Source organism: Afipia sp. GW821-FHT14H12 (assembly GCF_058803465.1).
On the sequence record NZ_JBXAOZ010000003.1, the window covers coordinates 227,344 to 248,778 of the forward strand.

Annotated in this window: 19 protein-coding genes and 1 pseudogene; 13 read left to right on the forward strand and 7 right to left on the reverse strand. The window is 61.2% G+C overall.

Annotated features, from left to right (window positions below):
- The first annotated feature begins 10 nt into the window (after positions 1-10).
- Both AC1RNA_RS15545 and sucD read left to right on the forward strand, forming a co-directional pair.
- Positions 11-1,138 carry a succinate--CoA ligase subunit beta gene (locus tag AC1RNA_RS15545; RefSeq protein ID WP_492951674.1) on the forward strand — a complete coding sequence of 376 codons (1,128 nt, stop codon included), beginning with the start codon at positions 11-13 and terminating at the stop codon, positions 1,136-1,138.
- Complete coding sequence (gene sucD / locus AC1RNA_RS15550) at positions 1,135-2,028, forward strand: succinate--CoA ligase subunit alpha (RefSeq protein WP_009340640.1); 894 nt, start codon at positions 1,135-1,137, stop codon at positions 2,026-2,028. Before AC1RNA_RS15545 ends, sucD begins: the two co-directional genes overlap by 4 nt.
- A gap of 29 nt (positions 2,029-2,057) precedes the next feature.
- Here sucD and AC1RNA_RS15555 read toward each other — a convergent pair whose 3' ends face one another.
- The gene (locus AC1RNA_RS15555; RefSeq protein WP_009340641.1) at positions 2,058-2,273 is read right to left on the reverse strand and encodes a hypothetical protein; all 216 of its coding nucleotides are present in this window, start codon (positions 2,271-2,273) and stop codon (positions 2,058-2,060) included.
- Positions 2,274-2,737: 464 nt separating this feature from the next.
- Here AC1RNA_RS15555 and AC1RNA_RS15560 point away from each other — a divergent pair, with 464 nt between their 5' ends.
- Genes AC1RNA_RS15560 through AC1RNA_RS15570 form a run of 3 tightly spaced genes read left to right on the forward strand, consistent with a single transcriptional unit; the run spans position 2,738 to position 6,150 of the window.
- Entirely contained in the window at positions 2,738-3,487 is a 750-nt protein-coding gene (locus tag AC1RNA_RS15560) for a Crp/Fnr family transcriptional regulator (protein WP_009340642.1), read from the forward strand.
- Positions 3,488-3,520: 33 nt separating this feature from the next.
- The gene (locus tag AC1RNA_RS15565; protein WP_197083222.1) at positions 3,521-3,670 is read left to right on the forward strand and encodes a hypothetical protein; all 150 of its coding nucleotides are present in this window, start codon (positions 3,521-3,523) and stop codon (positions 3,668-3,670) included.
- A 59-nt stretch (positions 3,671-3,729) separates the two neighbouring features.
- The gene (locus AC1RNA_RS15570; protein ID WP_492951675.1) at positions 3,730-6,150 is read left to right on the forward strand and encodes a bifunctional diguanylate cyclase/phosphodiesterase; all 2,421 of its coding nucleotides are present in this window, start codon (positions 3,730-3,732) and stop codon (positions 6,148-6,150) included.
- Positions 6,151-6,159: 9 nt separating this feature from the next.
- Here the strand turns inward: AC1RNA_RS15570 and AC1RNA_RS15575 are convergent, their stop codons facing one another.
- Together AC1RNA_RS15575 and AC1RNA_RS15580 are read right to left on the reverse strand one after the other, a co-directional pair.
- Complete coding sequence (locus AC1RNA_RS15575) at positions 6,160-7,560, reverse strand: FAD/NAD(P)-binding protein (RefSeq protein WP_492951676.1); 1,401 nt, start codon at positions 7,558-7,560, stop codon at positions 6,160-6,162.
- A gap of 3 nt (positions 7,561-7,563) precedes the next feature.
- Positions 7,564-8,544, reverse strand: coding sequence for an aldo/keto reductase (locus AC1RNA_RS15580; RefSeq protein ID WP_492951677.1), 981 nt, complete (start codon positions 8,542-8,544; stop codon positions 7,564-7,566).
- A gap of 633 nt (positions 8,545-9,177) precedes the next feature.
- Between AC1RNA_RS15580 and AC1RNA_RS15585 the strand changes: the two genes are divergently transcribed.
- Entirely contained in the window at positions 9,178-10,959 is a 1,782-nt protein-coding gene (locus AC1RNA_RS15585; protein WP_492951689.1) for a methyl-accepting chemotaxis protein, read from the forward strand.
- A 20-nt stretch (positions 10,960-10,979) separates the two neighbouring features.
- Here AC1RNA_RS15585 and AC1RNA_RS15590 read toward each other — a convergent pair whose 3' ends face one another.
- The 3 genes from AC1RNA_RS15590 to AC1RNA_RS15600 are packed head-to-tail and all read right to left on the reverse strand — an operon-like array spanning position 10,980 to position 14,013.
- Complete coding sequence (locus AC1RNA_RS15590) at positions 10,980-12,242, reverse strand: adenosylmethionine--8-amino-7-oxononanoate transaminase (RefSeq protein ID WP_492951678.1); 1,263 nt, start codon at positions 12,240-12,242, stop codon at positions 10,980-10,982.
- Positions 12,239-12,871 (reverse strand): dethiobiotin synthase, encoded by a 633-nt coding sequence (gene bioD / locus AC1RNA_RS15595; RefSeq protein WP_492951679.1) that lies wholly within the window; start codon positions 12,869-12,871, stop codon positions 12,239-12,241. Before bioD ends, AC1RNA_RS15590 begins: the two co-directional genes overlap by 4 nt.
- The gene (locus AC1RNA_RS15600) at positions 12,868-14,013 is read right to left on the reverse strand and encodes an 8-amino-7-oxononanoate synthase (RefSeq protein WP_492951680.1); all 1,146 of its coding nucleotides are present in this window, start codon (positions 14,011-14,013) and stop codon (positions 12,868-12,870) included. Before AC1RNA_RS15600 ends, bioD begins: the two co-directional genes overlap by 4 nt.
- A gap of 154 nt (positions 14,014-14,167) precedes the next feature.
- On the opposite strand from AC1RNA_RS15600, the gene AC1RNA_RS15605 reads away from it, so the two are divergent.
- The 6 genes from AC1RNA_RS15605 (at position 14,168) to AC1RNA_RS15630 (ending at position 20,086) form a co-directional block, all read left to right on the forward strand.
- A complete protein-coding gene (locus AC1RNA_RS15605; RefSeq protein WP_492951681.1) occupies positions 14,168-14,428 on the forward strand; it encodes a hypothetical protein in 261 nt (86 codons plus the stop codon).
- Between the two features lie 182 nt (positions 14,429-14,610).
- Positions 14,611-17,091, forward strand: coding sequence for a TonB-dependent receptor (locus AC1RNA_RS15610; protein ID WP_492951682.1), 2,481 nt, complete (start codon positions 14,611-14,613; stop codon positions 17,089-17,091).
- Between the two features lie 96 nt (positions 17,092-17,187).
- Entirely contained in the window at positions 17,188-17,877 is a 690-nt protein-coding gene (locus tag AC1RNA_RS15615) for a Fe2+-dependent dioxygenase (protein ID WP_040298516.1), read from the forward strand.
- Positions 17,874-18,797 (forward strand): tonB-system energizer ExbB, encoded by a 924-nt coding sequence (exbB, locus tag AC1RNA_RS15620; RefSeq protein ID WP_009340653.1) that lies wholly within the window; start codon positions 17,874-17,876, stop codon positions 18,795-18,797. The genes AC1RNA_RS15615 and exbB overlap by 4 nt, the downstream gene beginning before the upstream one ends.
- A 12-nt stretch (positions 18,798-18,809) precedes the next feature.
- Positions 18,810-19,277: a TonB system transport protein ExbD gene (exbD, locus tag AC1RNA_RS15625; protein ID WP_492951683.1), complete on the forward strand. Its 468-nt coding sequence runs from the start codon at positions 18,810-18,812 to the stop codon at positions 19,275-19,277.
- Positions 19,278-19,288: 11 nt separating this feature from the next.
- Positions 19,289-20,086 carry an energy transducer TonB gene (locus AC1RNA_RS15630; RefSeq protein WP_009340655.1) on the forward strand — a complete coding sequence of 266 codons (798 nt, stop codon included), beginning with the start codon at positions 19,289-19,291 and terminating at the stop codon, positions 20,084-20,086.
- Positions 20,087-20,106: 20 nt separating this feature from the next.
- Here the strand turns inward: AC1RNA_RS15630 and ku are convergent, their stop codons facing one another.
- A complete protein-coding gene (ku, locus tag AC1RNA_RS15635) occupies positions 20,107-20,973 on the reverse strand; it encodes a non-homologous end joining protein Ku (protein ID WP_009340656.1) in 867 nt (288 codons plus the stop codon).
- 292 nt (positions 20,974-21,265) lie between these two features.
- Here ku and AC1RNA_RS15640 point away from each other — a divergent pair.
- Positions 21,266-21,435: pseudogene (locus AC1RNA_RS15640) on the forward strand (outer membrane protein); the annotation flags it as partial.

Here is a 21,435-nt window from a genome sequence, read left to right on the forward strand (position 1 = left end):
GGGGCAAGATATGAATCTCGAGGAGTATGCAGCGAAGCATCACGTGCTCGTGCCGGCCGGCGTTCCCACGCCGGAAGGCCGGGTGTGCAAGACGCCGGAGGAGGCCGCGGCCGCCGTCACGGCCATCGGCCCTTCGGTCATCAAGGCGCAGGTGCCGACCGGCAAGCGCGGCAAGTCGGGCGGCATCAAGATCGCCAAGACCGCCGATGAAGCGGCAAGTGCAGCGCGCGACATTCTGTCGATGAGCATCGGCGGGCATCGCGTCTCGCAGGTGCTGGTCGAGCAGTTGTGCCCGATCGAGCGCGAGCTTTACGCCGCGGTTCTGATCGACGTGGCAAGCCGCGCGCCTTTGGTGCTATTTTCGACCGAAGGCGGCATGGACATCGAGGAAGTGGCAGAGACCCATCCGGATGCCATTCGCAAGCACATCGTCGACATCCATAAGGGTTTCAGCGCTGCCGATGCGGCGGTGATGCTGAAGGGCCTTCCGCTCGGTTCGGCGGCAGGAGCGGTCGGCGAAGTTCTGGCGAAGCTCTATGCGATCTTTGATGCCAAGGACGCCGAACTGGTCGAGATCAATCCGCTGGCCCTTCTGAAGGACGGTCGCGTGGTGGCGCTCGATTGCAAGTTCGTGCTCGACGATTCCTCGGGGCTGCGCCAGCCTGACCTCGCCAAGGTGGCTTCACCGCCGAAGATGACGGCATTGGAAGAACGCGGCGCCGAGAACGGCCTGAAGTTCATCCAGCTCGACGGCAATGTCGGCGTGCTGGCGAACGGCGCGGGCCTCACCATGACGACCATGGATGTCATCGATCACTTCGGCGGCAAGCCCGCCAACTTTCTGGAGATCGGCGGCGAAGCCTACACCAAGTCGGAAATCGCGCTCGATCTGGTGCTGTCCAATCCGGGTGTCAAAAGCCTCGTCATCAACTTCTGCGGCGCGTTCGCACGCACGGATGTGATGGCGGAAGGTGTCGTTAAGGCATGGGAGACGCTGAAGCCGAAGGTGCCGGTGTTCTTCTCGATCCACGGCACCGGTGAGGACGAAGCAGTCAAGCTCGTGCGTGAGCGGCTTGGCATTGAACCCTATGACTTCATGGAAGATGCCGTGAAAGCGGCGGTCGAGGCAGCGCAATGATTTATCGTCGCGGACAAAAAGTTCTGGTTCAGGGCATGACCGGAAAGCAGGGTGCTTTCTGGTCGGAGCGGATGCGGGAGATGGGCACCGACGTTGCCGCCGGCGTCAATCCCAAGCGTGCAGGCGAGACGTTCCTCGATACGCCGATCTACGGATCGGCGGTCGAGGCGACCAAGCATACGCCGTGCGATGTCTCGGTGATTTTCATTCCGCCGTCGATGGCGAAGGCTGCCATCATCGATGCGATCGATGCGGGCATCGGGACCATCGTCACGCTCACCGAGCACATTCCGGCGCACGACGTTCTCGAGATCTTCGCGCGCCAGCGTGTGTCGAAAAGCCGGATCATCGGCCCCAACACCGCAGGCATCGTCACGCCGGGCGAAGGGTTTGTCGGCATCATGCCGGGGCACAACCCCAACATCTTCAAGCCGGGTCGCGTCGGCGTGATTTCACGCAGCGGCAGCCTCGGCACCCTGATGTGCCTGAACCTGACGCGCGCCAATCTCGGCCAATCGGCGTTCATCGGCATCGGCGGCGATCCGATCATCGGCACCACGACGCGCGATGCGCTGATGGAGCTGGATCGCGACGCCAAGACCGACGCCGTCGTGCTGGTCGGTGAAATCGGCGGCGCGATGGAAGAGGAAGCGGCGGAATACGCGCGCACCATGAAGAAGCCGATTGTCTCCTTCATTGCGGGCCGCTCGTCGCCGCCGGACAAGAAGATGGGCCATGCCGGCGCCATCGTGACCGGCGGGCGTGGCGGTTATGCCTCCAAGCGTGCCGCGCTGGAGAAGGCGGGAATTCAGGTGGCCGATACGCCGGCCGAGGTTGTCGCCATTCTCAAGCAGACGAATGTCGCGAAGAAAATGACGGCGGCGGGCTGAGAAGCCCGCCTCTCAAGGCCGATCGGGATTCAGGAAAGCGGCGCGGGCGTTGTCTCTCTGGCAGCGTGACGCGCCGCTTTCGGTGAGACGAACCGGATGCCGTGCCGTTGCGCCATGCTGCGCACACCGGAAACGGTGCGGTTGAGTGCTGCAGCCGTGCGATAATGCGAGGCGCCGGCATCCGCATAATCCTTCAGCTTCTTCAGGTCGTGCTCAGACCACGTCTTGGAGTTCTGTCGAGTCATGCAACGGTTTCCTTGTGGGATGTACGATTCGCGCGTCGTGGGATTCGCGCGTCATCGTAAAAAATCACCAACGATTGTCCTTAACTTGAGTTGCATGATCGGCGTGAATAACGCGCGAAGTTTTTCATCTCGCGTGGAACGATTCCGTTTTGGCGCAATCGAAGGCAAGCTTGGCCGCTGATCCGCGTCATTCGGATCGTATCGCGACCGTGGCGCACCTGTGGCCTCAAGATGGCGGAGCGGCCCGGCTCAGGCATGGCTGCTGCCCGTTCCCGGCTCCGGATCGCCGTAAATGGCGCCTCGCATGGACGAAAGCTGCGGGAAAGTCAGGGCAAAACCTCATTTGAGAGAACAACATGCGTAACCATTAACATGGGTTATGGAACCAAGCTGTGGGGAACTGGCATTCCGGGGGAGCCGTTGGCCTTTGGGGGTCAATTTGGATTCTCACAGCAGAGGCAGGCATGGAAGCCGGACGTCCTTACACCAGATTGCTGCGCCGGCTGGACAGCGTGGTGAGGTTATCGGAGAGCGACCGGCTTGGAATTACCAAGCTGCCCATGACGGTCAAGAATTTCGCCAATGGGCAGGATCTCATCCGTGAGGGTGACATCAGCACACAATGCATTCTCGTGCTCGACGGCTACCTGTTTCGTCATAAGCTTGCCAATGGCTCGCAGCGCCAGATCATGTCGTTTCATGTGGCGGGCGACATTCCTGATTTGCAGACGCTCCATCTGCCCAAGCTCGACCACACAGTCACGGCGCTGGGGGCCGCGGTGGTCGCTTTCATCCCGCATGCCTCGTTCAAGGAATTGCTTCAGGCCTCCCCGTCATTGACGCATGTGTTCTGGCGCGAATCGCTTGTCGATGCGGCCATCTTCCGCGAATGGGTCATTACTCTCGGGCAGCGCGACGCCATCGGCCGCGTCGCCCACCTGATTTGCGAACTGGTCATGCGTCTGCAGGCGGTCGGGCTCGCAAAGGATATGGCGTTTACGATTCCTTGGACGCAGTCCGACGTGGCCGATGCCTCGGGCATTTCCACGGTGCACGCCAATCGCGTGATTCAGGAATTGCGGCGGCTTGAATTGCTGGAGTGGGATTCCCGACTTATCCAGATTCGTAACTGGGACGGCTTGGCGAGTCTCGGCGATTTCTCCGCCGATTACCTGCATTTCCGCAAGGATGAGCCTGCAAGCGTAGCCAGTTGAATAGAGAATCCCTATCGATCGCGGGTTAAATCAATGGTGAGCGAGTTTGCCGCAGGCGGCTCGCGCGAGAAAGATTTCGCCGAAAATTCCAAAAGCACTTCAGAAACAGGCGTTATCGTCGAACGCCGAGCGTCGGTCATTTACGGTGTGTTTACCAACAACCGCATTGGCGCGAGGTGTTAAGCGGCGACATACCTCCGGTTGCTACGGTTTTTGCTCCAGAGACCACCACAACCGCAGAAATGCTGAGAATTATAACCTGCCTGCAAACCCAACATGACTGGAGGCTAGTTCTTCTGGCTGCGGGCGTTTGCCTGCTGACCAGCATTTCTGCCATCAACATGTATCAGCGCGCGACTGCCGATGACAAGGCCACGTCTCGCCTGTTCTGGGCGCTCACGGCCGGTCTTGTGGGCGGTTGCGGCGTTTGGGCGACGCACTTCATCGGAATGCTCGCTTACACGCCGGGAGTTTCGATCTCTTTCGATTTTCTGATGACGGTTGCATCGTTGGGCGTTGCGATTGTCATGATGGTCGTCGGATTTATCACCGCGACCTATGGCGACCGGACCTGGGCGCCATTGATCGGTGGTGGAATCCTCGGCGCCGCCATTTCCCTGATGCATTATCTCGGAATTGCCTCGCTACGGATGCCCGCCGATATCGTATGGATGCCGGACCTGTTGGCGGTTTCGATCGCGTGCGGTGTGGGCTTTGGCGCGCTTTCTCTCTCTGTCGTGCGGCGCGGCGAGACGGTGTGGTTTGGCGCAATCGGCGCGGGATTGCTGATGGTGGCGATCCTGACCGATCATTTCATCGCCATGAGCGCGATGGGATTGATTTCGGACGTCACGGCAACCTCCGAAAATGTCGGGTTGTCGCCGATCGCCCTTTCTGTGGGCGTGGCGTCGGTAATGGCAGCTTTCGTGGTCGCCTGCCTGATTAGCGCGATTTCCGATCGCCGCAGCCGCCGCGACATCAACGAGCGTAACATCCAGCTCAACGCGGCTATCGACAATATGCGGCAGGGCCTGTGCATGTTCGGGCCCGACAACTGCCTGCAATTGTGGAATGAAAAATACGTCGGGATGTACAAGATCGCTCCGGAGGACATTCGTGTCGGCATGACGGTCGATGATATGTTCGCGGCGAGGAAAAAAGCCGGAACGATCGTCAAGGATCTGGACTCCTATTCGTCACATCTGTGGAATTCGGTGGAGAACCGCGAGTTCACCCGATGGATTCTCGAACTGGTGGATGGCCGCACTATCAGCGTGTCGTACCAGTCGATGGAAAATGGCGGCTGGGTCGGAACGCATGAGGACATTACCGAGCAGCGCAAGAGCGAGGCTCAAATTCAGTACCTCGCCCAGCACGATTCCCTGACCGGATTGTTCAACCGGGCCGCCTTCAACGAGCATGTCCACAAGGTTTGGGAAGAGGCGATGCGGGAGCAGCGCTCCTTCACCATTCTCAGCCTCGATATCGATCGCTTCAGCGAGATCAATGACACCTACGGCCACAGTGCGGGCGATACCTTCCTGGATGAGGCTGCGCGCCGTTTGCAGGCCGCGTGCGGCAGCGCGTTCATCGCGCGCCTCGGCGGTGACGAATTCATGATCGTCTCATCCGAAGGCGAACAGCCGGCCCGCGCAGGCGATATCTGCACGCGTGTCCTGACCGCCTTCGAGATGACGTTCCACATCGAGGGCCATCCCATTCACAGCGGCTGCACCGTTGGCGTGTCCATCTTCCCGCAGGATGGAGCGGATGTGGAAACACTCATAACCAACGCCGACGTTGCGCTCTATCGCGCCAAGAAGGAGGAGCGGGGATCTGTCCGCTTCTTCGAGCCGGCGATGGACAAGCAGCTTCGCGAGAAACGCGCGCTGCTGCACGATCTCGGTGTTGCCATTGAGAATGGTCAGCTTGAGCTGCATTATCAGCCTCAGGGCGGCCCGGATGGAAATCCGTTCGGCTTCGAGACGCTGGTGCGCTGGCGCCATCCGGCCAAGGGACTGATCGCTCCCGGCGCCTTTATTCCGCTGGCGGAGGAAACCGGCTCGATTGTTGCCATCGATGCGTGGATTTTGCGCGAAGCCTGCCGCGAAGCGGCAAGCTGGCCGAACCCGCTGCAGATCGCGATCAACGTGTCGCCGATGAGTTTCCAGCAAAACGACTTGCCTGGTCTGATTCATTCGATTCTGCTGGAAACGGGCCTCAACCCCAAGCGGCTCGAGATCGAGATCACAGAAGGCGTGCTGATGCAGGATTTCTCGCGCGCCTGCTCGATCCTGCGCCGCATCAAGAATCTTGGCGTGCGCATCGCGATGGACGATTTCGGCACCGGCTATTCGTCGCTGTCGTATCTGCAGTCTTTCCCGTTCGACAAGATCAAGATCGACCAGACCTTCGTCGCGCAGATCCACAAGAACGTGCAGTCGTCGGCCATCATCCGCGCGATCATCAGCCTCGGAGAGGCGCTCAATCTCGGCGTCATCGCCGAAGGCGTGGAGACGGAAGCGCAGCGTGACTTCCTCGCAGATGCCGGATGCACCGAGATGCAGGGCTACCTGCTTGGCCGCCCGCAGCCGATCTCTGCCTACAATCCGATCATAGGCCGGCCGTCAGTGGTGTCTAACAAGAAGGCTTTCGCCAGCTAGCAGGCGCGCTCACGCATACGTTGCACGATCATCCACGGCGGACAATGTGGCGGCGATGCTTTCGGCGATCTTTCCTGCATAGGCCGAAAGATCCGATATGCCCATCAATTCGCCGAACGTACCGCGCGCGAGCGGACCTGCGACGAATAAATGTGGATTCGGCTCGTCTTGGTGGCTGATGGCATAGCCCGAACGGTCGACTGCGACGCCAAGGCCAAGCGCATCGCCCTGCAGCAATCCATCGGCGTTCATGGATGACAGCAGCGGATCGGCTGCAACGGCATGGGCCGGGCCTGTCGCCAGCATGACCGCGTCGAATGTTTCCGGTTTCCATTCCCTGTCATGGCGTGCGCGCAAATCCACGGTGACCGCGTGTGGTGTGGTCGAGTTGGCTCGCACGGATGCGGCCCTGATATCGAGCGTGCCGTTAGCGATGCGGCGTTCGATCGTTTCATGAATCTGCGGAGCGATGCGAAAGCGGTGCGTGTCCCAATAGGGGCGCAGATGACGCAGAAACTGGCGGCGGCTCGATGCCGACAGGTTTTGCCAGATCGGCTGTCCTTGCTCGTGCACGCGGTTGAGTACGATCTGCCAGGGCAATCCATCCCGCGCGGCGTCAATGACGGTTCTGCGGACGCTCCGGGACAGGGCAGCCGCTTGCGTGACGGGAGGTGTCGTGAAGTCGCCCTCGAAGACCGAGAGATTGTCCGTATGCGACTGCGGCCGAAGTCCGCGCCGGGAGACGGCGACGATTTCGCCACGATGGCCGGTGCGTTCCAGCGAAGCCACAATATCGGCCATTGTCAGACCGGTGCCGACGATCAGTATGCGGTCGCCGGGTGCAAGCGACGACAGGGCGTTTCCGCTCCAGGGATCGGGGAAGAAGCGGGGGTGAGAGTGCAGCGATCGGAGCGAGGCGGGCACGGCGGGAGGCGCGTGGCAGATCGCCAGCACCATGGTGGTGGCATCGACGGTTTCGCCATTGTCGCAGATGATGTGGAAGCCGCTTTTCGTGGCGGCAGCGCTCACGGCCTTGGCCTGCAGATGCCTGATGGCAGGCTTGAGATGGCGCACCTGTTCGGCGACATAGCGGCCGAAGATTGCGCGCGTCGGAAACAGCCGGCCATCGGGCAGGCTGGCTTGCGGGTCGGTTGCGAGGTAGCCGGTGTCGATCAGCCAGCGGTGGAAATGCTCCGCGTCGTCCGCGTCGAGGATCATCCGCGTCGCGGGTACGTTGATCCGGTGTGCGGGGTCGGGCGTCGCATATGCAAGCCCACGCCCGAGATCGGCGCGAGGTTCGATCACGACGATATCGGCGGCAACGTTTTTCCGGCGCAGATGCCATGCCAGTGCCGCGCCGGAAAAACCGCCGCCGACGATGGCAATCGTGTTCGGCCGTTGTGATGCCATGCCTTATTGATAACCGGCGATGCGGTGCGGCACGTAAGGCGCTTCCAGCGCCTTGATCTCGTCTTCGGTCAGGCGCAGCGACAGCGCGGCAACCGCATCCGTCAGATGCTGCGGTTTTGAGGCGCCGATGATCGGCGCGGTGACGCCGCGTTTCTGCGCAACCCATGCCAGCGCGACCTGCGCGCGCGGCACGCCGCGCGCCTTGGCAATGCGCGCGACTTCCTCCACGATCTTTCTGTCGGCATCGACGGCCTGGGTATACAGCGTGCTGCCGAAGGCGTCGGTCTTGCTGCGTTCGCTGATGTCGTCCCAGTCGCGGGTCAGGCGGCCGCGCGCGAGCGGGCTCCACGGCACCACCGCGATGCCCTGGTCGATGCACAGCGGCAGCATTTCGCGTTCTTCCTCCCGGTGCAGAAGGTTGATGTGATCCTGCATGCTGACGAACTCGCTCCAGCCATGCAGACGCGAGGTGTAGACCGCCTTGGCGAACTGCCAGGCGTGCATCGACGAGGCGCCGATATAACGGACCTTGCCCATGCGGACGAGATCGTTCAGCGCCTCCAGCGTTTCCTCGATCGGCGTGTCGTAGTCCCAGCGGTGGATCTGGTAGATGTCGACATAATCGGTGCCGAGGCGGCGCAGGCTGTTGTCGATTTCGTTGAAGACCGCCTTGCGGGACAGGCCCGCGCCATTCGGCTCGTCGCGCATATGCAGGCAGACCTTGGTGGCGATCACGACTTCGTCGCGGCGCGCGAAGTCCTTGACGGCGCGGCCGACGATTTCTTCGGACGTGCCGTCCGAATAGGAATTGGCGGTGTCGAGGACATTGATGCCGAGTTCGAGCGCCTGCCTGATGAGCGGGCGGCTAATGTCCTCCGGCATGGTCCACGGATGCTTGCCGCGGTCCGGCGTGCCGTAGGTCATGCAGCCGAGCCACAGGCGCGATACCTTCAGACCGGTTTTGCCGAACTTGACGTATTCCATGGATAGCCTCGTGTATCGTCGTTCCAGAATATGAGAAAGCGTCGGGTGGTTTGGTTGAAACGCTCGCTTGAAAGAGCCTCGCGGAGCAAATGAAGCGAACCTTTAAGTCGCCACACCGGAGCCGCGCAGACATTAAAGCATACCGATAGCGGTGGAGTGCTCAAAATATCGCGCGATCCACGCAAGGCAGCTCTCGCTATTGTCATGGGATCATCAAGGTCGCGGCAGCGCCACGTTTCGTCTAGCGCGCCGGACTCGGCATGATGCGCTTCAGGCGGACACCGAGAAATCGGTGATGATTGTCCATGCGCAAATTTCGATTCCGGAGGTGGATTTTGCAGCGCGACATACAGCGCAGCGATCGGCCTCGTTCAATGACCGACCGCGAAGAAACCCAGTGATTTCGGGCATATCCGGAGATTCAGGCGGACCGGGAATGCGGTAGCATTTTAACGTACCGTTCTACATTTTGTGCCATTTCTTTCTTTGCGAATTTTGCTGGCCGTTTGCCAGCATTGGGGATGCATGGAATTCGGGGGCAAGAGCATCAATAGCAGCGCTGTGCGAGGGGCACCTGCAGGCAACTGGCTCTCTGTCCGATAAATTTGATGACTCGTGTTTGAAAGGGCTGACATGCTCGGCGGGATCAAGAAGTTGAATGTTTTCGGCTGGACCAAATATTTCGGCTGGGCCTCGAGATTTAATGTGTTTTCCTTCGTCAGGCACATCGGTTTGTCCTGGAAGGTCCAGATCGCACCGGTCTTCCTGGTCATCTCTCTTGTCGCGCTGGGGATGTATTCCCTGCGGACACTTCACTTCAATCAGTCGGCCGAGGAAGGCCTGATGTCCGGGCCGGTTCGTCAGGCCGAACTGATGAGCGATCTCACTTCCACGATCTGGTCGGCTCATGCCAATCTGTATCGTCTCACGACAACGGCGGCGACCGAGACGGATACCAAGGCGATCGAGGGTTATGCATTCGACACCACTACGTCGCTCGGGCGTGTCGATGACGCGCTGTCGGCTCTTGAGGTCAGCCTGTATGAGCCAAGCTCGGTGGTGACGAGGGACGATTATGCCAAGCTGAAGGATGCGGTCGCTGTCTATGCAGCGAAGGCGAAGACCGTCATCGAAAAGACGGGTGCCTCCGGCGCCGATACGAGATTCATCAAGGATGCGGAAAAGCAGTTTGCGGTGGTGTCGCAGCTTGTCTCGGACATGATGAGCGCGAGCAGCACGCGCAAAAGCATGGAAGTCGGCATTTCTCAGGTGCGCCTCGAAGAGCAGCAGTTCACTCTCAAGATCGTGCTCGGCGTCATTGCCGCGTTTGGCCTGCTGTTCTCGTTCCTGATCGGGCGCAGTATTTCGAAGCCTGTGGTGGTGATGACCAAGGCGATGCACGAACTGGCCGCCGGAGATTTGTCGGTCCAACTGCCGGGCCTCGATCGCCGGGATGAAGTCGGCCAGATGGCCCGCGCAGTGGAGGAATTCAAGGTTCAGGCGGTGGCCAAGGCCGAGCAGGAGGCTGTCGAGCGCGATGCGAAGAATCGCGAGTTGGCGGCGACGCGCAAGGCCGAGCTTTATGCGCTCGCGGAGAGTTTCGAGAGCGCCGTCGGCAAGATCATCGAGCACGTCAGTTCGGCCTCGAGCGATCTTGAATCGTCAGCGATGGTGCTGACCAAGAGCAGCGTGGCGACACAGGAGCTTAGCGCCGTCGTTGCCAGCGCCTCGGAAGAAACGTCCAGCAACGTCCAGTCGGTTGCGTCCGCGACCGAGGAGATGGCGGCGTCCGTCTCCGAGATCGGCCGTCAGGTGTCCGATTCCAACCAGATCGCGGCGGAAGCCGTCGAGCAGGCGCAGCGCACCGATGCGCGGATCAGCGAATTGTCAGAAGCGGCGAACCGTATCGGCGACGTCACCATGCTGATTACGACGATCGCGAGCCAGACCAACCTGCTGGCGCTCAACGCCACCATCGAGGCGGCGCGCGCGGGCGAGGCGGGCAAGGGCTTTGCGGTGGTCGCGCAGGAAGTGAAGGCATTGGCGGCGCAAACGACCAAGGCCACGCACGAGATCAGCACCCAGATCGCGGCCATGCAGTCGGCCACGGAAGAGTCGGTGGTTGCGATCAAGGAGATCGGCGGCACGATCAGCCGCCTGTCGGAAATCGCGTCTATCATCGCGGCGTCCATCGAAGAGCAGGGCGCGGCGACGCAGGAAATCGCGCTGAACGTCCAGCAGGCAGCGGCCGGCACCTCGCGTGTCGCCACCAGCATCGCCGATGTCCATCGCGGCGCGGGCGATACCGGCTCGGCCTCTTCTCAGGTACTCTCGGCGGCGCAGTTGCTGTCGAATGAGAACCGGCGGCTGAAGACCGAAGTCGCCAAATTCCTGGAAACGGTGCGGGCCGCTTAAAGGCGGTCCGGTCCGGACGATCACGGCCGGATGGCTGCAGCCTCAACGATCGCGCCATAAATCCGCTCGATATCCTGCGGCGTCACGCAATAAGGCGGCATCACATAGATGGTGTTGCCGAGCGGGCGCAGGAGGATGTCGTGCCGGTTGAAGTGGGCTAGCAGCTTGGGCCCGATCCCGGCGAGATAACCGGCATCTCCGACTTTCAGATCCATGGCCGTGATGGTGCCGCAGCGGCGGATATTTTCGAAACGGGAATCGCTGCGGAACGGCGCGAGCGCGCGCTCCTGCATGGCGCAAAGCGACGCGATCCGCGCGCGGGTTTGTGGATCGTCCCACAGTTTCAGATTGGCGAGCGCGGCCGCGCAGGCGATCGGGTTCGCGGTGTAGGAGCTGGAGTGGAAGAACGTTTTGGTGCGATCCGTCGAGTAGTGTGCCTCGAAGATTGCCGGCGTGCACAATGTCACCGCGAGCGGCAGCGCGCCGCCGGTGATGCCCTTGGAATAGCAGACGATGTCGGGTGACACGTCCGCCTGTTCGCAGGCGAACAGCGTGCCGGTGCGGCCCCAACCGGTCATCACCTCGTCGGCGATGAACAGCACATCGTTCTCCGTGCAGATGCGCCGCATCTCTTTCAGGGTTTCCGGCGAGTACATCAGCATGCCGCCCGCGCCGAGGATCAGCGGCTCGATGATGAAGGCCGCAGGCTTGGCCCGGCAGGCGCGCTCTAGCGCGTCGAGCGTATCCTGTTCCTTGCCTGCCGTCGGAAACGGGATGCAGTCGACAGCGAACAGCAGAGGTTCATAGGCCACGTTGAACACGCCGCGCGCGCCGACCGACATCGTGCCGACAGTGTCGCCGTGATACGAGTGTTCCATCACCACGATGCGTTCGCGCGGTGCGCCGATGTTGCGCCAGTAGCCGAGCGCCATCTTCAGCGCGACCTCGACGCTGGTCGAGCCGCTGTCGGAATAAAAGACGTGCGACAGCCCTTTGGGAGCGAGGTTGATCAGCCGCTCCGCAACCTGTTCGGCGGGTGGATGGGTTTGCGCGGCGAAGATGATCTGGTTGAGTTGCGCGGCCTCATCCTGAATCGCGCGCACGATGTCCGGGTGACAGTGACCGTGCGTGACCACCCACCATGAGGCGATCGCATCCAGAATGCGGCGGCCATCGTCGGTGTGCAGATACGCGCCCTCGGCCCGCACGATCGTCGGGAAATCCTCGTACAGCGCGTGCTGCGTGAACGGATGCCAGACGGGGGATTTCGTCGGTGAAGTCATGGGGCGAAGTCGGCGAGGTTGAAGGAGGTGGCGAATGCGCTGCGCAGGCTCTCATGGGTCAGCGGCGCGAGACGTGGCAGGCGGCCCAGACGGCGGACGCCGCCGAGCTTACAGATGATGCGTTCGCTCTCGGCCTGCTCGTCGCCGATGAAGGCGATGCCGATCAGGGGAATGTTCCGGCGCTTCACGGCTTCGATCGACAATAATGAATGGTTGATGGTGCCGAGTGCGGTGCGTGCGCACAGCACCAGCGGCAGCTTCCAGCGCGCGAAGATATCGATGAAAAGTATGTCGTCGTTGACCGGCACCATCAGGCCGCCGGCGCCTTCGATCACAAGCGGCCGTTCGCCGGGCGGCGGTGGAAGCAGCGCGCGGTCGTCAATCGTCAGACCATCGATCCGCGCCGCGTAATGGGGTGAGGCAGGGGTATTGAGAACGTGCCGTTCGGGAAGGATGCGCCCGGGTGCGAGAGCAGCCAGTTCGGCCACGCGGCCGGAGTCGGTGCCGTCCTCGTGGCCTGCCTGGATAGGTTTCCAATAATCGGCGCCAAGCGCATCCGCGAGGGCTGCAGAAAAAACCGTTTTGCCGATATCGGTATCGGTGCCGCTGACGATGAGGCGCGTATTCATGCCGTCAGTGTTTGCGCTTCTTCGTTGAGCGCGGCAAGCATGGATTCGACATCCCCGCTGGTCACATTCAGCGTGAGTGAGATACGCAGCCGCGCGGTGCCCGCAGGCACGGTCGGCGGACGGATGCCGCGAATATCGAATCCGCGCCGTTGTAAGGCTGCCGCGAGCGTCATGGTGTGCTCATTATGCCCGACGATGTAGGGAATGATCTGCGAGCCGGAGGGCGTCCAGCCCTGTGCGCGGATTTTATCGCTGGCGAACGCGATGAGATCGTGCAGCCGATGCCGCCGTTCGGGCTCATCGCGCAAAATCCTCAACGCCTCTCCGACCGCGACCGCCATCAGCGGCGAGGGCGCGGTGGCGAAAATGAAAGGGCGGCTGCGGTTGACGAGAAAATCGCGCAGCAACTTCGTCGTCATCACCAATGCGCCGGACGAGCCGAGCGCCTTGCCGCAGGTGTGGACGGCGACGACGTTGGCGCGACCCTCATAGACGGCGGACAGGCCGCGCCCGTCAGGTCCGAACACGCCGGTGGCGTGCGCTTCGTCGATATAGAGGAAGCCATCATCGCGATCGGCGATCTGCATCAGCTCGGCGAGCGGCGCGGTGTCGCCATCCATCGAGTAGATGCTTTCGACCGCGATCCACGGTCGGCCCTTGCCGCCCTTGGCTCGCCATGCGCGGATCGCATCCGCCACGGCATCGCTGTCGTTATGCGGAGTCTCGACGATCTCCGCGCGGCTGGTCTTCGCGCCCTCGCGCATACTGGCGTGAGAGAGCTCATCCATCACGATCAGGTCACCGCGCTGGGGCAGGGTGCTCAGCGCGGCGAAGTTCGCGCTGTAGCCTGCTCCGAAATACAGCGCGCTCTCTGCGCCGAAGAAATTCGCAGCCTCGGCTTCAAGCTGCTCGTGCTCGGCGCAGTTGCCGCGCAGCAGGCGCGAGCCGCCCGCGCCGATCGGCGTGCCGGATTCGATTGCGGCAATCACGGCCTTACGCAGGCGCGGTGATTCCGCGAGCGCCAGATAGTCGTTGGAGACGAAATCGATGCCCTGACGCGGCCGCAGACTGCGCAGACGCCCGTCTCGCGCCAGCGCAACCAGTGCGCCTGCATAGCGGTCGTCGGCGGATTCTGCATTCAAGGGCAGGGGAGTCAAAAATCACCGGACATTGGAGCAATTCCAGATGTCTTTAACATGCCGGAGGAGAGGCGTCAGCGGTGCAGATTCCGCGGGACATCACTTTCGGTTTTGTCTAGATCACGCCTGTTTTGCAACAAAACGACAGGGGCGCCCCATGGAAGAGCTCAATGGCCGGATGATCGCCTGCCAGATTTTGATTACTGGACTGATTGCGCGCGTCGCCAACGACCAGCGCGATCCGCTGCGTTTTCTCACTGATTTTCGCGACGAGATTCGTGCCGTCGTGCGCGGCATCAATATCGCGGGAACACCGAATGCGGACTCGGTGCGCCTGGTGGCGGAGAAGACGGTCGATGAAATGTTTTCACTGATGAAGCCGCCGAGTACGGCAGAGACTCATGACGAGGAGGCATAACGCGGGTCCGAACTTTAGAACGATTATAAATTATATACCCTCAGTACATATTTGAGAGATTCAAAAGTATTCAAGGCGAATAAAATTGATTGTGCAGTTCCTGAGTCCTATGAGCCGCCCAAGACAGTTTGCCGATCAGGCAAAAAAATAGCTGACTATTTTGATACTGGGGCTTGGGGAACATGCAGGCATTGAAGGCGCCGCGCTCTTTGCGGACATGGAGTGTTGCGAAGAGCGATACCAATAACAACGAAGGCGTCTCCGCACGAAAAGTCACTTCAATCGCAGGCTTGATCGCCGTCGCTTCGGTTTCTGGCGCGGAAGCTCAGCAACCCCAGTCGCAGTTGCCGGCGGTGACGGTCGATGCTCCGGCCTACCACCGCGCGACGACGAAGCCCTCTCGCGACCAGAAGCGCGCCACCGCCGCTTTGCGCCGTGCGGCCAAGCGGCAGCAGGCAGCCAAGCCGGTGCCGTATCCGAATGCCGGCCAGCTTACGCCGCCGGATGCTGACCCTTACGCGAACGCGGCCGCGCCCTATCAAGCAGTGCGGGTTCAGTCGAACAAGTTCAGCGAGCCGATCGCCAACACGCCGAAGACCATCACGGTCCTCACCAAGGACGTCCTTGAGGACAAGAACGCGACTTCGCTGCGCGAGATTGGCCGCAGCACAGCGGGCGTGACGCTCGGTTCGGGCGAGGGCGGCAACGCCTTTGGCGACCGTTTCTTCATCCGTGGCTTCGACGCGCGTAACGATATCTTCCTCGATGGCATCCGCGATCCCGCCGTCAGCATTCGCGAAAACTTCTTCACCGAGCAGGTCGAAATTTTGCGTGGCCCGGCATCTTCTTACGCAGGTCGTGGCACGGCGGGCGGTGCGATCAACATTGTCACCAAGCAGGCTGGCGACAAGAACTTCTACAACGCAGGCAGCGAGTTTGGCACCGACCGCACCAAGCGCTTCACGCTCGACGTCAATCAGGTCATCAGCCCGACGTTGTCGATCCGTGCGGGCGGCGTGGCGCAGGATGCCGGCATCGCGGGCCGTAATTTCGCGACCGACGAACGTTACGGCGGCTTTGCTGCGGTGAAGTGGACCCCGACCGACAGTGTCAAAGTTCTCGCCAACTACATTCATACCGATCTGCGCGGCACTCCCGATTTCGGCGTGCCGTGGGATCGTATCAACAACCGTCCGGTCACCGAGAGCGGCGTGCCACGCGATATCTGGTACGGCGAAGTCAACCGCGACTTCCAGAAGGTCCGTCAGGATATCGGCACGACGCAGCTCGAAGTGAAACTGACGCCCGACGTCACCTTTAACAGCAAGTTCCGCGCGGAGCGCTCGCTGCTGAATTACATCGGCACGATTGCGGAAGCGCCCAGGAGTTTCACGTCGAACGTAACGCCGTTCTGTCAGATTGTGAGCAATCAGCCTTACTGCACCCAGCTCAACGCGCAGAGCCGTTACCAAGTCGCGGACGTGCTGGCCAATCAGAGCGATTTTACTGCGAAGTTCGATACAGGCGCATTCAAGCACACGCTGGTCGCGGGCACGGAATTTTCCCGTGAGAAAGTCTCTATCGACAAGTATAGCGGCCTCTATTCGGAGGCGAACGGCAGCGGCATGCCCAGCGCCAGCGCGCCGATCGTGTCGTATTTCGATCCTTCCAGCGTCACGTATCTGCCGTTCGGCGGCGCATCGCTGCTTGGGACGCCGCTGGTTGCGACTGTCGATACCAAGAGCGTGTATGCCATCGACACCGCGAACTATAATGATTTCCTTATTCTCAACGGCGGCATTCGTTACGACAATTACAATTACTCCGCCACCAACTACGCGAACCTGTCGCACAGCGCGCTCGACAGCGGCCTCGTCAACTGGAACGCGGGCGCGGTCATCAAGCCGCTGCCATATGCCAGCCTCTATGCGGCCTATGCGACATCATCCAACCCGATTGGCGCGGAGCTGGATGCCAGCAGTGCATCCTACGGCGGTCCGGATTTTACCAACCTTGGCGCTGCTTTCGGTCCCGAGCGCAACAAAGCTGCCGAAGTGGGCACCAAGTGGGAATTGTTCAATCGCCGCTTGCTGCTGACCGCCGCATTGTTCCAGACCGAAAAAGACAATGCGCGTGAAGTCGGTACGGTTGGCGGTGTTCCGAACACGATTGTTGCTGGTGCGGCTTATCGCATCCAGGGCATCGATCTTGAGGCTGCTGGCAAGATCACCGACAAGTGGAGCATTTTCGGCGGTCTTGTTTTAATGGACTCCAAGATCACGAAGTCCAATGTCGCGCCTCCCACGACGGCTGGCTACACGAGCAACGTCGGTCTGAAACTCGCCAATGTCGCGCACCAGTCGTTCAACGTGCTGACCAAGTACAAGTTCATGCCGGATTGGGAAGTCGGCGGGCAGGCGACGTATCGTTCGAAGATCTATGGCGGCACGCTACTCGCGGCAAACCAGGGTACCTCACTGCCGAGTTACTGGCGCTTCGATGCGTTCCTGGAGCACAAGGTCACCAAGAACCTGACGATGAAGCTTGCCGTGAACAACATCTTCAACAAGCTGTATTACGACACGCTGTATCAAAGTGCTGCGCCGTTCGTGGCGGTGGCGCCGGGCCGGGCCGCCTATATCACCGCGCAGGCGAAGTTCTAGACCTATTCTACGGTTACAGGCCCCTAAAACGGGCCGCCAAGCATGACTTATACCGGGTCCTGGGTGTACAGGACCCGGTATAGACACGAGTCCGGCATGTTAATCTGCATTCCCGATATTCTGAGCAAGGCCGAGGTTGCCGACTTCCGCCGCATCATGGATGCGACGGAGTGGGAAGACGGCCGCTCGACGGCCGGGGCGCAGTCCGCGATGGTGAAGCGCAACGAGCAGTTGCCGCCCGACAGCGAGACCGCTCGCGTGCTCGGGCAGCGCGTCCTGAGCGCGCTGACCAAAAACCCGCTGTTCATTTCCGCAGCCATTCCGCTGCATATCTTCCCGCCGCTGTTCAACCGCTACGCGGCCTCGGATGGCCACCATTTCGGAGTCCATGTCGACAACGCCGTGCGCGGTGATCGCCTGACCGGCCTGCGCATCCGCACCGACCTCTCGGTGACGCTGTTTCTCTCCGAACCGGAGGACTATGAGGGCGGTGTCCTCACGGTCGAGGATTATTACGGCTCCCATGAGGTCAAGCTGCCCGCAGGGCATCTGGTACTTTATCCTGCGTCTAGTTTGCATCTGGTCACGCCTGTGACCCGCGGAACCAGGGTGGCGTCTTTCTTCTGGCTGCAGAGCATGGTACGCGACGCTCACGCACGCAGTATGATTTTCGATCTTGATATGGCCGTTCAGGCCTTGGTCGAACGGTTGGGTCGGGACGACCCTGAAACGGTCAAATTGACCGGCATTTATCACAACCTCATTCGCTACTGGGCCGACGTATGAAAACCATTCGCTTGATGACGTGCCTTTCGATTGTTGCTTGCTTGGCAGGCGCCCCGGCGTTCGCCCAGCAGGCGGCTCCAGCGCGGCCCGCCACTCCTGCGGCCAGTTCTCCTGCGCCTGCCACGCCTTCGGCGGTAACCCCGGCTGCTCCGGCGCCTGCGGCCGTTGCGCCAGCCGCCGCACCGGCTCCGACCGCATTGCCTGCCGCCGAGGCTGCAAAGGCTCTGGCGGTGCCACACGACCTGTCGCCGTGGTCGATGTTCATGTCGGCCGATATCGTCGTGAAGCTGGTGATGATCGGCCTCGCTTTTGCCTCGCTGATGACGTGGACGATCTGCTTTGCGAAAATGCGCGAGCAGTTCGTGGCGCAGCAGCGGCTCAAGGCGGCCCTTCGCACGGTGTCGAATTCGCGCACGCTGGCCGAAGCCCGCATGGCGCTTGGCACCGGCAAAACGGTGCTCTCATCTTTCCTTGCAATGGCCGTTCATGAAGTCCGGCTGTCGTCCGGCATTGTCGGCGACACGGGCATCAAGGAGCGCGCGGCGTCGCTGTTCGCGGAATTGACCCGCAGCGAGGCCCGCCGGATGCGCCTCGGCATGGGCATGCTCGCGACCATCGGCGCGACCGCGCCGTTCGTCGGCCTCTTCGGTACCGTCTGGGGCATCATGAATTCCTTCATCGGCATTTCGAAGATGCAGACCACCAATCTCGCCGTGGTCGCGCCGGGCATCGCGGAAGCGCTGCTCGCGACTGCCATGGGTCTCGTCGCGGCGATCCCGGCCGTCATCATCTACAATCACTTCTCCCGCGTGACGAAACGCTATCTGGAGCTTGTCAGCCAGGCGTCCGGTGCGGCGGGCCGCCTGCTGTCGCGCGATCTCGACCGCGGTCATGGCGCGGTCTCGCACGCAGCCGAATAACGGAGACGGCTCGTGGGTGTTACGTTCAACGATGTCGATGACGGTGACGATCTCGGCGAGACGCATGAGATCAACGTCACGCCGTTCATCGACGTCATTCTGGTTCTTCTGATCATCTTCATGGTCGCAGCACCGCTCTCCACCGTCGACCTGCCGGTGGATCTGCCGTCCTCGACGGCGACGCCAACCAAAAAGCCGGACAAGCCGACTTACGTGACCATCAAGTCCGACCTTGCCGTCGCGGTTGGCGAGACGCCCGTGAAACGGGTCGATCTTGTCAACGTGCTCGATGCGGCCGGAGAGGGTAACAAAGACCGCCGTATCTTCCTGCGCGCCGACCGCGCGGTGTCTTACGGCAACATGATGGACGTCCTCGAAATTCTGCGCGCCGGCGGATATCTGAAGGTGGCGCTGGTGGCGCTCGAAGGGATGCCTGACAGCACTGGCACTGCCATCCCGTCGGCAGCGAAGCCGCAGTAACCGGAAGCGCGATGTTCCTGAACCGGCTCTGGACCGACCCGTCGAGGCGCGTATGGCTGCTCGCCGCCATCGCGGCCCTGATCCTGCACGGCGCGGTCGCGGCCATCGCGGTGACCAGCCTGACGGACACGGCCGATGACGATGAACTGGGGGCCGCCGGCATCGAGGTAGGCCTCGAATTCCTCGCGCCGCGCGGCGAGGCGACCGATCTGCCGCCGGGGCCTGACACGGAAGCGTCCGCAGCTTCGCCTCAGGTGGTCGAACAGAAGGCAGAGGTGAAGAAGACCGATCTGCCGCAAGACAAGCCGATCGAATCCGAGAATCCGGATCGCGTCGTGTCTCCCGACAAGTCCACGGACCCGAAGGAGGACGATCCGAACGTCGCGGCCAGGCAGCAGGCGCCATCACAGGAATCGGTGGCCGCGGAGGCCACCGCGATGCCGACCTCGGAATCGGCCCAGCAGTCCGACCGTTCGGTGACGCTCGCCCAGGGCACCGGTGCCAGCAAGCAGCGTATCAAGACGACATGGCAGAAGGAATTGGTCGCTCACCTCGACCATCACAAGCGCTATCCGGCCGATCGCTCCGATGTCAGCGTCAAGATTATGGTCAGCTTCGAGATCGACCGGACCGGCCACATCATTTCGAGCACGATCGTTCAGGGGTCGGGTTATCCCGAATTCGATCAGGCGGCCCTTGCCATGCTGAAGCGCTCCGATCCCGTGCCCGCGCCGCCGCCGCTGGTTGCGGACGAAGGCCTGACCTTCACGCTGCCGGTCGTCTTCCGTGCCCATGGGCAGAAGAAGTAGGGTTTCCTCTTAAATCCGCCTCATCCGGCCTTGCGCGCCCGTGCCTTTGAGCGGGTCTGCTTCTTGGTCGCGCGAGGGGCTGCTCGCGCCGGCCGGCGCTCGGACTTGGCATTGCCCTTCAGGCTCTTGCGCAACGCGTCCATCAGGTTGATGACGTTGCCGTTCCCGCGCGGCGTGCTCGGCGCCTTGATTTTTTCTCCGGCGCGTTTGCGGCTGATGAGATCGGCCAGTGCGCTCTCGTAGTGATCCTCGAAACGCTCGGGGTCGAATTCGCCGGTCTTGCCCTCGACGATATGCTTGGCGAGGTCGAGCATTTCCTTGGTGACTTTGACATCCTTGATGTCGCCGAAATAGTCGGCCTCGTCGCGGACCTCGTAAGGGAAGCGCAACAGCGTGCCCACTAATCCCTTTTCCAGCGGCTCCAGCGCGATGACGTGCTCGCGATTGGTCAGCACGATGCGGCCCAGTGCCATCATGTTCATGGAGCGGATCGTTTCGCGGATCACGGTGTAAGCATCGTGGCCGACCTTACCGTCCGGAACGATGTAGTAGGGACGGATCAGGAAGCGGTTGTCGATTTCGTCCCTGGGCACGAATTCGTCGATGTCGATGGTGTGAGCCGATTCCAGCGCAATGTTGTCGAGTTCGTCGTCACTGATCTGCACGTAGGTATCGGTGTCGACTTTGTAGCCCTTGACGATGTCCTCGCGCTCGACTTCCTCGCCGGTCTCGGCATCGACCTTGGCGTATTTGATCCGGTGGCCGGTGTTCTTGTTGATCTGGTTGAATCGAATCTTGTCCGACTCGGATGTCGCGGGAAACAGCGCGACAGGGCAGGTGACGAGGGACAGACGCAGGAAGCCCTTCCAGTTCGCGCGGGGCGCCATCGTTAACTCCGGGTTACGCAGACCAGCCGACTCAATGGAGCGAGGAAGGATTCGTTCCTGGATATGTCTCCGAAGGAGAAAAACGAACTACCGCGAGTGGCAAAAAGGTTCTGGGATACCGATCATTCCCGATTTGTTCTGCCTTGGTTAGGGTGTGGATTTGCCACGTTATTGCCTTGTTTACGCTACGGTTTTTGAAAGTTCACTGTGGTGTTTTCGCTACAGCATTTTGCGCCGCATCGTGATCAATAGCGTTCATTCGACTTCTACGGACGTTTGGGAGACTACCACTATGAAGAAGCTTCTTCTTGCAGCCACCGTCGCGGCTCTGAGCTCGACCTCGGTGTTCGCTGCTGACCTCGCAGCCCGCCACTATACGAAGGCGCCGGCTTACGTTGCTCCGATCTACAACTGGACCGGTTTCTACATCGGTGCCCAGGTTGGCGGCGCTTTCCAGGGTTC

Excerpts from the sequence above, each read along its gene's own strand:
- AC1RNA_RS15545 (WP_492951674.1), top strand. The coding sequence starts at position 11 with ATGAATCTCGAGGAGTATGCAGCGAAGCATCACGTGCTCGTGCCGGCC.
- sucD (WP_009340640.1), top strand. The coding sequence starts at position 1,135 with ATGATTTATCGTCGCGGACAAAAAGTTCTGGTTCAGGGCATGACCGGA.
- AC1RNA_RS15555 (WP_009340641.1), bottom strand. The coding sequence starts at position 2,273 with ATGACTCGACAGAACTCCAAGACGTGGTCTGAGCACGACCTGAAGAAG.
- AC1RNA_RS15560 (WP_009340642.1), top strand. The coding sequence starts at position 2,738 with ATGGAAGCCGGACGTCCTTACACCAGATTGCTGCGCCGGCTGGACAGC.
- AC1RNA_RS15565 (WP_197083222.1), top strand. The coding sequence starts at position 3,521 with ATGGTGAGCGAGTTTGCCGCAGGCGGCTCGCGCGAGAAAGATTTCGCC.
- AC1RNA_RS15570 (WP_492951675.1), top strand. The coding sequence starts at position 3,730 with ATGCTGAGAATTATAACCTGCCTGCAAACCCAACATGACTGGAGGCTA.
- AC1RNA_RS15575 (WP_492951676.1), bottom strand. The coding sequence starts at position 7,560 with ATGGCATCACAACGGCCGAACACGATTGCCATCGTCGGCGGCGGTTTT.
- AC1RNA_RS15580 (WP_492951677.1), bottom strand. The coding sequence starts at position 8,544 with ATGGAATACGTCAAGTTCGGCAAAACCGGTCTGAAGGTATCGCGCCTG.
- AC1RNA_RS15585 (WP_492951689.1), top strand. The coding sequence starts at position 9,178 with ATGCTCGGCGGGATCAAGAAGTTGAATGTTTTCGGCTGGACCAAATAT.
- AC1RNA_RS15590 (WP_492951678.1), bottom strand. The coding sequence starts at position 12,242 with ATGACTTCACCGACGAAATCCCCCGTCTGGCATCCGTTCACGCAGCAC.
- bioD (WP_492951679.1), bottom strand. The coding sequence starts at position 12,871 with ATGAATACGCGCCTCATCGTCAGCGGCACCGATACCGATATCGGCAAA.
- AC1RNA_RS15605 (WP_492951681.1), top strand. The coding sequence starts at position 14,168 with ATGGAAGAGCTCAATGGCCGGATGATCGCCTGCCAGATTTTGATTACT.
- AC1RNA_RS15610 (WP_492951682.1), top strand. The coding sequence starts at position 14,611 with ATGCAGGCATTGAAGGCGCCGCGCTCTTTGCGGACATGGAGTGTTGCG.
- AC1RNA_RS15615 (WP_040298516.1), top strand. The coding sequence starts at position 17,188 with ATGTTAATCTGCATTCCCGATATTCTGAGCAAGGCCGAGGTTGCCGAC.
- exbB (WP_009340653.1), top strand. The coding sequence starts at position 17,874 with ATGAAAACCATTCGCTTGATGACGTGCCTTTCGATTGTTGCTTGCTTG.
- AC1RNA_RS15630 (WP_009340655.1), top strand. The coding sequence starts at position 19,289 with ATGTTCCTGAACCGGCTCTGGACCGACCCGTCGAGGCGCGTATGGCTG.
- ku (WP_009340656.1), bottom strand. The coding sequence starts at position 20,973 with ATGGCGCCCCGCGCGAACTGGAAGGGCTTCCTGCGTCTGTCCCTCGTC.